Here is an 11,851-nt window from a genome sequence, read left to right as displayed (position 1 = left end):
TTTTGGTTTAAAAAGCAAGATCACAAAAAAATGTTAATTGATCATTTTATAATCAATCTAAAAAAGAAGCAACTTTATCTAAATCCCTTCCAATAATAGCTTTTCCGTCTTTTACAACAATTGGTCTTTCTATTAAAATTGGATTATCTACCATTGCCTGAATAGTTTGCTCATCGTTCAAATCTTTTCCTTTGTAATTTTCGATCCAGATTTTTTCTTTGGTTCTAACCAATTCATTAGGCTGAATATTTAATTCTTTAAGAAGTTTTTTTAGGTCCTCAAAACTGGGAGTATCCGTTAAATAAGGAATTATTTCATATTCTTGTTTGGTATCTTCAATAAAAGCCAAACAGCTTCTCGATTTTCCACAGCGCGGGTTATGGTAAATTTGTATCATTTTCTTATATTTAAAGTCTGCTAGAATAAGATCTGTTAAAAACAGTCGTTATTTAGTACAACAAAAATAGGATTTCCTATTTAAATCGAATTCTCATTTCAAAAATTTTAAATATATGTTTTTAGAGCAAGGAGTTAAACCTGAAAATCATTTTTGGAAATATCTTTTAGGATCTGTTTTTATTATCACAGCTTCATTTGTCGGTCAAATTCCTTTTTCTATTGCGGTACTTTATAAAAGTTTTAAAGAACATGCCGTTTTTCCAACAGACAATGATTCGGCTTTGAAAATGTTTCAGCCCAATCTTACCTTATTTTTAGTTATGCTTTCGTTTGTTTTCGCTTTTGCCGGAATATATTTTGTTGTAAAATATATGCACCATCAAACGCTTTTATCGGTAACAACGGGACGAAAAAAAGTTGATTGGAACAGGATTTTATTTTCTTTCCTGCTTTGGGCTTTATTTTCGGTAATCAGTTTTCTGGTACTTTATTTTCAATCTCCGGAAAAATTTGTCTGGAATTTTAAATTAGTTCCTTTTTTGATTTTAGCGGTTATAGGAACAATTTTAATTCCCATTCAAACCAGTACAGAAGAATATGTTTTTAGAGGATATTTGATGCAGGGTTTTGCTAATCTGGCCAAAAACAGATGGTTTCCGCTAGTTATGACCTCGCTGATATTTGGCTCCATGCACATTCTTAATCCCGAAGTGACCAAGATGGGATATATTATCATGGTGTATTATATAGGAACGGGATTGTTTCTTGGAGTCATTACTTTAATGGATGACGGAATGGAGCTGGCTCTCGGCTTTCATGCTGCAAATAATCTTGTTGGGGCTTTATTAGTAACTTCAGATTGGTCGGTTTTTCAAACGCATTCTATTTTTAAAGATATGTCAGATCCTTCTGCAGGCGCAGATGTTATTTTACCAGTTGTGATCGTTTATCCTATTTTGCTTTTTATTTTTAGTAAAAAGTACAAGTGGACCAATTGGAAAGAGAAATTAACGGGTAAAATTGATGAATCAAACAATGAGGTTTCAGAATTTTTAAATTTAAACTAAAAGGATCATGCCAAACAACTTAACACATAAAAATGTACATAATTATTTTAAACTTGATGGCTATCGTTTAAACGCCGCAGATTTGTGCCGTATTGGATATAGTTTTATTAAAGAAGGCGATGTCTACGAACGTGCCATTGGAGAGTTTTTTCTGGATTGGTTTGATCATAAAGATTATATCGAAATGACAACTTCGGGAACTACTGGACTTCCTAAGTTAGTTAGATTAGAAAAACAAGCCATGATTCAGTCTGCATTAGCAACGGGAGATTTCTTTGGTTTAGAGCCAGGAAATAAAGCTTTATTATGTCTTCCAACTCAATTTATTGCAGGTAAAATGATGTTGGTTCGTAGTTTGATTTTAGGTTTAGAATTAGATGTTGTAGTTCCGAGCACAGAACCTTTGGCATATAATAATAAACAATATGATTTTGCTGCTATGGTTCCTTTGCAGGTTCAGAATTCGCTTGAAAAATTAACAAACATAAAAAAGTTAATTATTGGCGGAGCGAAAACAGACAGCGACCTTATAGAGAAACTCTTGCCTTTTAAAACAGAGATTTACGAAACGTATGGAATGACCGAAACGATAACGCATATTGCTGCTAAAAGAGTAGGAGAAACCGCTTTTACAATTCTGCCAAATGTAAAAATCGAAAAAGACGATCGCGGTTGTCTGGTAATTTATGTTTCTTCAATTTCTGAAGAGCCAATTGTAACCAATGATTTAGTTGATTTAGTAAATGAAAATCAGTTTGTATTTTTAGGAAGAATCGATAATGTCATTAATAGCGGAGGAGTGAAGCTGATTCCGGAACAGATTGAAGCCAAGTTAATTGGCAGAATTAGTAATCGTTTTTTTGTAACGGGTGTTCCTGATACTGTTTTAGGTGAAAAACTAATTTTAGTAATTGAAGGTGAAAAATATGATTTCTCTGCTGATTTTTTTGATGTTTTAGGGAAATTCGAAAAACCGAAGGAAATTGTTTTTGTTCCGAAGTTTAAGGAAAATGAAAACGGAAAGTTATTACGTAAGTCGAGTTTACGATAAGAAAACGACTTATAAAATAATAAAGCCTTTTGAAACAAATCAAAAGGCTTTTTATTTTAAAGATTGAATAAATTCAATAATAATAATTATTTTGTTTTACGCTCTAATAAAGCCATGTAAAATCCATCAAAACCTGATTCTGAAGCCAGTATTTTACGATCCTGAATAAACGTAAACTCTTTTCCGATATCTGTTTTTAAGAATTTCTCTACTTGTTCCTGATTTTCTGATGGTAAAACAGAACAAGTTGCATAAACTAATTTTCCGCCTGGCTTTACAATTTTAGAATAGCTTTCTAAAACCTCACTCTGAACTTTACGAATGTTATCGATAAATTCCGGCTGTAATTTCCATTTAGAATCCGGGTTTCTTTTTAAAACTCCTAAACCGCTGCAAGGTGCATCAATTAAAACACGGTCTGCTTTTTCATGCAGTTTTTTGATCACTTTTGTAGTGTCAATAATGCGGTATTCAATATTAAAAGCACCATTTCTTTTGGCTCTTAATTTCAATTGTTTTAGTTTGCTCTCGTACAAATCCATTGCAATCAATTGCCCTTTGTTTTCCATTAAAGAAGCAATATGCAATGTTTTTCCACCTGCTCCGGCGCACGTATCAACAACACGCATTCCGGGCTTAACATCAAGGAAACCGGCAACTAATTGTGAGTTAGCATCCTGAACCTCAAAAAGTCCTTGTTTAAAAGCATCTGTCAAGAATACATTTGCTCTTTCTTTTAAAACTAAAGCCTCAGGCTGATCTTTTAAATATTCTGTTTCAATATTTAAATCCATCAATGTATTTCTCAGATTTTCTTTAGTTCCTTTAAGAGTGTTGGTTCTTAAAATAACTTTAGCAGGCTGGTTTTGAGCAGCAATTTCTTTTGCCCATACTTTTTCGCCAAGTTCTTTTACACCTAATTCGTCCATCCAGTCCGGGATAGATTCTTTTAAAGCTCTAACTTTTGAAAGCTCGTCAAAACGACCTTTTATTTTTCTTTCCGGAGTTCCTTCTAATTGTCTCCAATCCGGAATTGGGTATCCTCTTAAAACTGCCCAAACCGCAAACATTCTCCATAAATTGTCTCTGTCGAAAGGCTCTTTTACTTCTGCAATTTCTGCATATAAACGTTTCCAGCGAACAATTTCATATATCGTTTCAGCAACAAATTTCCTGTCAGAACTTCCCCAACGTTTGTCTTTTTTTAATGCTCTTGCTACCACTTTATCTGCATATTCGCCTTCATTGAAAATTGCGTTCAAAGAATCGATGGTAGTATAAACTAAATTTCTGTGTAATCTCATTTTAATTATTTGAGTTGCAAAGGTACTATTAATTGATTGAAAGTTAAATTTTTAATTATGATTGTTATTTAGCTTTCCTTTTAAAAGAGAAAAACACTCTGATAAAGTTTTAAAAGAGTGTTTTTCTGAAGAGATTTCTGCAAGCAGATTATTCTTTTGTAGTTATTCTTGTCAATCCGATATTTTCAGGAGCGTGAAGCACCATCGGGAATTTCTCTATTTTTACCGAGCTGCTGTCTAGTCCAAAAGCTCTTTCTTCAGATAAACTCAGTTTCTTAATAAAGAAATAAGAGTTCATGATAATATTTTCGTGCCATCTTAAATCGTTGTCATTTGATAAGAATTTCTCGGACAATACAAATTTAAAGTCACCAATAATATTGTTTTTGTTTAATGATTCGTAACGGCTCGTAATATCAACTTCCCCGCGTTTTACCATGTCACGAATAACTTCTCTAAACATTAAATTGATTTTCGTAGGTTCTCTAAATCCTAAATTAAAATCAATTCTGTAGATATCGTCTTTCGCGATTTCGGTAACTTTATATTGTGTTTTATAAGGTTCAGTCAAAATGTTTACGTGTACAAACCAGTATATATCAGCTCTTTTTGGACGTTTTTGTAAAATCGAATAAATCACTTTTTCCTCCAGTTCGTCAACACGGTTCGCGTTTGTCATATAAACTAGATGCGTTGCGTATTTAGGAATAGATAAGTCTTGACTTAACTCAACCAATACTTTTTTGTAATCGTCAATTTTGATGATTTTAGTATAGCTTTTGTTGATTTTCTTAGCTAAATACCAAATTGTCATTATTGAAATAAGAAGCGTTGCAATGATTAAAGTTACATAACCTCCTTCGGCAAATTTTGTAATGTTTGCAATCAGGAAACTAAATTCAATCAATAAATAAATTGTGATAAGCGGAACCATGAAATATAATTTCACACGTTTCATGATTAAATAATAGTTCAGCAAAATGGTTGTCATGATCATACATAAAATGATCGCTAAACCATAAGCATGCTCCATATTTCCTGATTTTTCAAAGTGTAATACGATTCCAACACAACCAAAAAACAATAACCAGTTAATTGACGGAATGTATAATTGTCCTTTAACTTCTGTAGGATATTTGATTTTTACTTTTGGCCAGAAATTCAAACGCATTGCTTCATTGATCAATGTAAATGATCCACTGATAAGAGCCTGAGATGCAATTACGGCTGCTAAAGTTGCCACTACAATACCGAATGGTAAAAACCAATGCGGCATAATTAGATAAAACGGATTCCCGTTTTCTCCACCTAATTGTTGTAATGTACTTCCTTCATGATGAATTAAATAAGCAGCCTGACCAAAGTAATTTAATACCAAAGTAGCTTTTACAAAAATCCAGCTGATTCTAATGTTTTTTCTACCACAGTGTCCCATGTCTGAGTACAATGCTTCGGCTCCGGTTGTACATAAAAATACAAATCCAAGAACAAAAAATCCATCAGGATGTACAGAAAGTAAGTGGTAAGCGTAGTAAGGATTTATAGCTTTAATAACTTCCGGGAAATGAATAATTTGTATAAAACCCAGAGTTCCAAGCATGGCAAACCAAATTAGCATCATTGGTGCGAAAAACTTACCAACTAACTTAGTTCCAAACTGTTGTATAGTAAATAAGATAAAAAGAATAGTGATTACAATAGAAATAATGGTTTTTGTTTCCATTGTAGGGTAGAATGCCCTAATACCTTCAACTGCAGAAGAAATCGAGATGGGCGGCGTTATAATACCATCGGCAAGCAGGGCACTTCCTCCAATAATGGCGGGCACAATGAGCCATTGAATTTTTGTCTTTTTGACTAAAGCATATAATGCGAAAATTCCACCTTCACCATGATTATCCGCACTTAGGGTAATAAGAACGTACTTTATTGTAGTTTGTAAAGTAAGAGTCCAGAAAACACAGGAAATACCTCCTAATACAATATCAGCATTTATGGTATGATCGCCAAGAATAGCTTTCATTACATACAAAGGAGACGTCCCAATGTCTCCATAAATAATCCCCAATGTTATCAATAAACCCCCTATAGACAACTTACTATGTAAGTTTTTATGCGATGCGCTCATGTATATTTTTAATAAAAGACGGTTGCAAATTTACTGTTTTAAAACAAATTAGCAGCTATTATAATTAAAAAGATAAAAAAAAGCACAATCCCCAAATTGTGCTTTTAATTTTTGATATAAATTATGATATTCTTAACCTCTTCTTCCGCCACCTCTAGAGCTTGAACTACTTTCTCTTTGCGGTTGGCTGCCTCTTGATTCCTGACTCATTCTTGGTGATTCAGAACGTTGTGGAGCACTTTGCGGTCTTGAAGCATTTGAATTGCTTTGAGAGCTTGATCTGTTTTCGTAGCTTCTTGGAGCTTCGGCTCTTTGAACAGGAGCAGATTGAGTTTGAGCTGGTCTGCTTGCTCTGTTTTCAGAATAACTTCTATTAGGTGCTTCATTTGTTTGCGAAGATGTTCTGTTAGAATAATTTCTGTTTTCTGAGTTTCCTCTTGGAGCAGCAGCTGTTGAGTTGTTTCTGTTATAATCACCTCTTGGCTCTGTTCTCGGAGTATTATCAGTTCTTACAGGAGTATTTACAGTTGCAGCATTATCTCTGTTAGTTGCTGCACGATTCGTGTTGTTATAGCTTCTGTCAGAATTATTTCTGCTGTTGTTGTAATCTCTGTTTGTGTTTCTATTTTCGGTAGAGGTTACTCTTCCTGTATTTGATCTGTTAGAACCGTAATTGTTTTGAGTTCTGTTAGCTTCTCTGCTCGCAACTCTTCTTTGATCTAAATCATATCTGTTGCTTACATTCGAATGCCTTTGAGCAAAACTATTGTTTGGTCTCATTCTTTCATAACCGTAAGTACGTCTTGATTCATAAAGAACCGGAGCTCTGTAACTTCTTCTTGTGGTTACATAATTGTAATTATTGTGAACGTTGATACATACGTTTACATTGTTTCTGTATCTGTAAACTGGGTAAGGTCTCCACGCTGCATAATACGTTGGGTAGTAACCCCAATACCAAGTAGAGTAGTATGGTCTGTAATTAGTAACCCAAAATGAAGTATAAATTACCGGAGCTACACTATAAACAGGCTCATAAATATAGTTGTCACCATATAAATAAGTATTACCTACAACCTGTACGCTTACTTTATTGTAATTGTCTCTTTCAACATCAATCGTAGCAACATCCTGATAAACATCGCGATCTAAAACGGCCTGAATAATTACAACGTGAGTTCTGTCTTCTACAGATTCAATTACACGTAAATAATCAACTTCGTCGTCACCATTTAAATCAAGGTTTGAAATTTGATATTTAGGATCATTTAATCTTCTTTCAAAATCCTGAAGATTAGCAGATTCTCCAAACATGGAAGCAACTGCCCTTAAATCTAAATTATCGCTTATATCTGAGTTTTTTGCGTAAACAGTAGTTTGGTTTTGTGCTCCACAAGAACTAAAAACTAATGCTACAACCGCTATTAAAAGTAATTTCGTTTTCATGACTAAATCATATTAAATTATTTGTGATAGGAGATATCCAATTACTGTGCCACAAATTAAAATTAGATGCTTTTGGTTTGTAAATATCACGTTTGTAGCTTGTTATGTTTTTGTTGAATTGTAATTGAATTTTGATTGAACAAAAAATACTGGAAATTATTATTTTCTGAAAATAAACAAAACATATTTGAGATGTTAGAAATAATTGTATTTTAGCATTGAACAAATCTTAATTTTTATGAAAAAACTAATTTTATTCTTTGGTGTTTTTGTTTTATTAATGTCTTTTAGAACGCTCAATAACAGCAGTAAAAAAGCTTACAGTGGTGGTTTTACGTCAATGAAAATAGATACATTGTTTAATGATAAAATTAGCATAAGAGCAATTGTAATTGATAAAAATAAAGTTTGGTACGGAGGAGATAATTCTCGTTTTGGATATTATGATCTGGATAAAAAAGAAAAATTTGAAGAACATATTTATCGTGACACTCTAAAATTAGAATTTAGAAGTATTGCACAGACTTCTAACAATATCTTTTTACTAAGTGTAGGAAATCCTGCGCTGCTTTATTCAGTTTCTAAAAAAGACAAAAAAGTAAAGTTAGTTTACAAAGAAGTAAACCCAAAAGTTTTTTACGATAGTATGCAGTTCTGGAATGACAAAGAAGGAATAGCAATTGGTGACCCAACAGAAGATACTTTTTCTATAATTGTAACACGCGATGGAGGAGAAACCTGGACAAAACTATTGTCTGATAAATTACCAACAAATGCTACCGGCGAAGCAGCTTTTGCAGCAAGTAACACCAATATTGTTATAAATGGAGACGATACATGGCTGGTTTCTGGCGGAAAAAAAGCACGTGTTTTTTATTCTCCCGATAAAGCAAAAACATGGAAAGTTGTTGAAACTCCAATTGTTCAGGGAAAAGCAATGACAGGTATTTATACAGCAGATTTTTACGATTCTAAACACGGATTTATTGCCGGAGGAGATTACGATTATCCAGACAAAAAAATAAACAATAAAGCTTTTACTAAAGATGGAGGGAAAACCTGGGAATTAATAGGTCAGAATATGGGCTTTGGTTATGCATCATGTATACAGTATGTTCCGGGCGGAAATGGAAGAGAAATTGTTTGTGTTGGATCTGAGGGAATTCAATATTCTCAAAATGGAGGAGAAAACTGGACGCAAATGTCTACTGATTCGAAATTTTTTACAATACGTTTCGTTAACAGAAATACTGCGATTGCAGCCGGATACAATAAAGTAGTCCGACTAAACTTTAAATAAAAAAAATAAGAACCCTAAATAATAAAGTAAGTATTATTATATAGGGTTCTTATCACTGTTGTTTCTTAAAAGGAAATTACTTTCCTGCTTTGTCCCGATATTGTTTTAATAATTTTCGGTTAAAATCATCTTCAGATTTTTTAAGCTTTAATATTTTTTTTGCAGGCAATACCTTTTTTAGGTTTGTCATAAACTTTTCACGTAAAAGATATAATTCTTTATCCGTGCATTCAATTTGAGATAACAATGTAGTAGCTTCTTTTTCTGAAATTGAATTTATATTGTCATCGTCCAGTTTTTTCAGGTACGTTTTCATTTTATCATGACGCAATTCAAATTGTTTGTCATCGTACGCATTGTAAATTGGCCAAAATTTCTCTGCTTCTGTTGGTGTAAGCTCAAGTTCTGTAGTTAAAAACGAAACTTTAAAAGCTTTAATTTTTTCACGTTTTTCATCTGTTTTATCATTTTGGGCATAAAATGAAAAAGTAACTAAAAACAGAAGTAATGCTAATATATTTTTGATTTTCATATCGTATAATTTTGTTTTTATTCAGAAATTAAATTTTCAATATTAGGATTTGTTGCTAAAATATCCTCCAGTGTTTCTTCTTCTAATGCAACATTCTTATTTAATTTGTCAATGTCTTTAGTATCTAATTCTTTAATTAAATCGTATTGATTTAAGTTTGATTGATAGGTTAGATAGGTTTCTAATGTTGCTTCGTCAAGCTCTTTTGATGCTTTATAATAGTGATTTGCAGTTGGAATCAAAAAGGCAATAAAAACTGCCGCCGCAGCCGCTATCGAAATAACTTTTTTACGTTTATAAAGAGGAATTACTTTTACTTCTCTTTCATTAATCTCTTCTAAAACTTTTGCCGAAAGGGTATCAAAATAATGATCCGGAGTTTTAAATCCTGATTTTACTTTCGGTTCGTTTTCTAATTTAAATTCTTTCATAATGTCTGTAAGATAAGATTTGCTATAAAAGGTTTAATTTGTTGTAACATATAATTCTATTTTTTTTACCGCATGGTGATATGATGCTTTTAATGCACCAACGGATGTGCCAAGAATTTCTGCGATTTCTTCGTATTTTAATTCCTGAAAATATTTCATCTTAAAAACCAGCTGCTGCTTTTCTGGCAGTGTAACAATTGCTTTTTGAAGTTTGATCTGGATTTCATCTCCATCAAAATAAACATCTGATTTTAGATTGTCGATCGTTTTGTTTTGTAAATCTTCAGAAGTTATACCTTTTAATTTTGCTTTCTGATTTAAAAAAGTCAAAGCTTCGTTTGTTGCAATTCGATACATCCAGGAAAAGAGTTTACTTTCTCCTTTAAAGTTTTTTAAGTACTGAAATACCTTTACGAAAGTATTCTGCAAAACATCGTCTGCATCATCATGATTCAAAACAATATTTCGAATATGAGAATACAGCGGTTTTTGATAATCAGATATAAGTTTTTGAAACGCTGTGTTTTGCGTTTTAGGATCTAATAATTGTTGTATAAATTCCTTTTCGTCGATCAAACTTCTTGATTTATCAATCCTTATATTAACTTAGAATGAATTTTAAACAAAAGGTTTAATTCACCTTGAAAAAAAATTAAAATTCAGAGTCTTCTTCTGTTTTTGCAGGAGTTGTTGTTGCCGGTGCTGCAGGTTTTGGCGTAACTGGTTTTTGAACTGCAGGCTTTTGCGCTGCTGGTTTTGGTGCAGTCGTCGCTGGAGTTGTTGTTCCTGATGCATCGGTTTCTGTTTCAGCTTGATAAGCTGGTGAAGTAACAGGCGTTGTTGCTGAAGCAGGAACTACTTTTGGTTTTATTGGGAAATAAATTTCTGTAACTAATTTAGAAGGGCTTTTTACATCTAATTTGCTTACAGACAGAATTTCAAGATGTGACCATCCTAATTCAGGTATAATTTTTTGATTGTTGATGTAAGCTGTTGTTTTTGCAATAGCTTCGCTTGTGTGTGTATAATCTCCTTTTAAAGTGGTTTTAACAGCATCAAAACCATTTAATTTTCCTGATAAAATATCACTTCCTGAACTAATCGAAATCTCTTTATTAATAGGTAAACAAATAGAGATTTTTGCCAATCCTTTTGCAGTATCATAGGTATGATAAATAATAAAAGGTTTTCCGTTTGCGCTTAGATCATTGGTTTCGCTAAAATGAATAAGCTTCGGAATTACAATTCTGGCATTTTTATTAATCTTGGCAATTTCGCTTGTAAAGGTCTGTTTTATATACGGAGTTTCGGTTTTCTTCACCACTCCATCTACTTTTACAGCGTAAGTTTTGGTTTCATAATCCAGATTTTTGTCAATGTTTACAAGGCTTTTTTCATAAATAGTTCCAATAACTTTATCAGAACCGCCATTTAATGCCGCATATATTTTAAACAAAAAGCTCATTGTTCCTTTTGCTTTCCAGGTTACTTTTGTTTTTCCTGCCAGCGTATCTTTAAAAGTCCAGGTTACATCAGCTTCGGTGCCGTCGTATTTCATTTTTTGTTCAATACTTTCTCCGTCTTTTGTTTTTAGCGTAATGGCATTTCCCGTCTCTTCATCGCTGGACCAGGAAAATGAACCTCCGTTTCCGGTAGTTTTATTTGGGAAAGTAAATTTTAAAGACGGATCTTCAACTGCCCAAGATTCAAAATCTTCGTAGTTTCTAAAGTCATTTACATAATTATATACAGTTGCTTTTGGCGAATTGATTACTTTGCTTCTTTCAACAGAAAAAATCCCTTTTTGGGTAGCAACAAAAACGGTAAGAGCAACTAAACTTAATAAAAGTAAAAGAAATAAATATTTTAGAATCTTCATTGGTGCAGGTTTTTCGTAAAGTTATAAATTTTCTTGGGAGTCTAAACTAATAACTAAAAATAATAGATTGTATTATCTCTTTAAAAAGATTTTGATGACAAATAAAAGGGCAATAAAAAGAAGAAATACAAGTAATACTTTATAATTTCCTTTATAAAAAACTTTGTGAAGTGCAAGATCTTTGCGGTAAGCGAAAATCATTACGATTACAAATGCAATAAAAAAACAGAGTCCGAATATTAATTGTCCTTGACTAAACATACTTAAAAATAATTTTTGACAAATTTAGAGAATTGTATACGATTTGTTGCTAA

General features: G+C 32.6%; 11 protein-coding genes. 3 read left to right on the top strand and 8 right to left on the bottom strand.

Annotation, left to right across the window (positions count from 1 at the left end; translation table 11 throughout):
* Positions 1–52 precede the first annotated feature (52 nt).
* Complete coding sequence (arsC, locus tag J2Y38_RS02145) at positions 53–397, bottom strand: arsenate reductase (glutaredoxin) (protein ID WP_309839149.1); 345 nt, start codon at positions 395–397, stop codon at positions 53–55.
* 115 nt (positions 398–512) lie between these two features.
* On the opposite strand from arsC, the gene J2Y38_RS02140 reads away from it, so the two are divergent.
* Positions 513–1,466, top strand: a complete 954-nt coding sequence (locus J2Y38_RS02140; RefSeq protein WP_309839146.1) for a CPBP family intramembrane glutamic endopeptidase — start codon at positions 513–515, stop codon at positions 1,464–1,466.
* Between the two features lie 7 nt (positions 1,467–1,473).
* Positions 1,474–2,517, top strand: coding sequence for an AMP-binding protein (locus J2Y38_RS02135; RefSeq protein ID WP_309839144.1), 1,044 nt, complete (start codon positions 1,474–1,476; stop codon positions 2,515–2,517).
* 86 nt (positions 2,518–2,603) lie between these two features.
* Here J2Y38_RS02135 and J2Y38_RS02130 read toward each other — a convergent pair whose 3' ends face one another.
* The 3 genes from J2Y38_RS02130 to J2Y38_RS02120 form a co-directional block, all read right to left on the bottom strand.
* Complete coding sequence (locus J2Y38_RS02130) at positions 2,604–3,821, bottom strand: RsmB/NOP family class I SAM-dependent RNA methyltransferase (protein ID WP_180858227.1); 1,218 nt, start codon at positions 3,819–3,821, stop codon at positions 2,604–2,606.
* A gap of 148 nt (positions 3,822–3,969) precedes the next feature.
* On the bottom strand, positions 3,970–5,949 hold the full coding sequence (locus J2Y38_RS02125) for a KUP/HAK/KT family potassium transporter (protein ID WP_309839141.1): 1,980 nt from the start codon (positions 5,947–5,949) through the stop codon (positions 3,970–3,972).
* Between the two features lie 132 nt (positions 5,950–6,081).
* Positions 6,082–7,395 carry a hypothetical protein gene (locus J2Y38_RS02120; RefSeq protein WP_309839139.1) on the bottom strand — a complete coding sequence of 438 codons (1,314 nt, stop codon included), beginning with the start codon at positions 7,393–7,395 and terminating at the stop codon, positions 6,082–6,084.
* Positions 7,396–7,633: 238 nt separating this feature from the next.
* On the opposite strand from J2Y38_RS02120, the gene J2Y38_RS02115 reads away from it, so the two are divergent.
* Positions 7,634–8,695 carry an oxidoreductase gene (locus J2Y38_RS02115; protein WP_309839137.1) on the top strand — a complete coding sequence of 354 codons (1,062 nt, stop codon included), beginning with the start codon at positions 7,634–7,636 and terminating at the stop codon, positions 8,693–8,695.
* Positions 8,696–8,771: 76 nt separating this feature from the next.
* On the opposite strand, the gene J2Y38_RS02110 is transcribed toward J2Y38_RS02115, so the two are convergent.
* The 4 genes from J2Y38_RS02110 to J2Y38_RS02095 all read right to left on the bottom strand — a co-directional run bounded on the left by J2Y38_RS02110 (position 8,772) and on the right by J2Y38_RS02095 (position 11,537).
* A complete protein-coding gene (locus J2Y38_RS02110) occupies positions 8,772–9,227 on the bottom strand; it encodes a sensor of ECF-type sigma factor (RefSeq protein ID WP_309839135.1) in 456 nt (151 codons plus the stop codon).
* Between the two features lie 17 nt (positions 9,228–9,244).
* Entirely contained in the window at positions 9,245–9,658 is a 414-nt protein-coding gene (locus tag J2Y38_RS02105) for a hypothetical protein (RefSeq protein ID WP_073484752.1), read from the bottom strand.
* 33 nt (positions 9,659–9,691) lie between these two features.
* Positions 9,692–10,234 carry a sigma-70 family RNA polymerase sigma factor gene (locus tag J2Y38_RS02100; protein ID WP_309839130.1) on the bottom strand — a complete coding sequence of 181 codons (543 nt, stop codon included), beginning with the start codon at positions 10,232–10,234 and terminating at the stop codon, positions 9,692–9,694.
* A 76-nt stretch (positions 10,235–10,310) separates the two neighbouring features.
* Positions 10,311–11,537: a transcriptional regulator gene (locus J2Y38_RS02095; RefSeq protein WP_309839128.1), complete on the bottom strand. Its 1,227-nt coding sequence runs from the start codon at positions 11,535–11,537 to the stop codon at positions 10,311–10,313.
* Positions 11,538–11,851: the final 314 nt, after the last annotated feature.

It is taken from the genome of Flavobacterium sp. 2755, from assembly GCF_031455715.1.
Classification (GTDB): Bacteria; Bacteroidota; Bacteroidia; order Flavobacteriales; family Flavobacteriaceae; genus Flavobacterium.
Note: the sequence above shows the minus strand (reverse complement) of the source record. Positions and strands in the feature narration are given on the sequence as shown.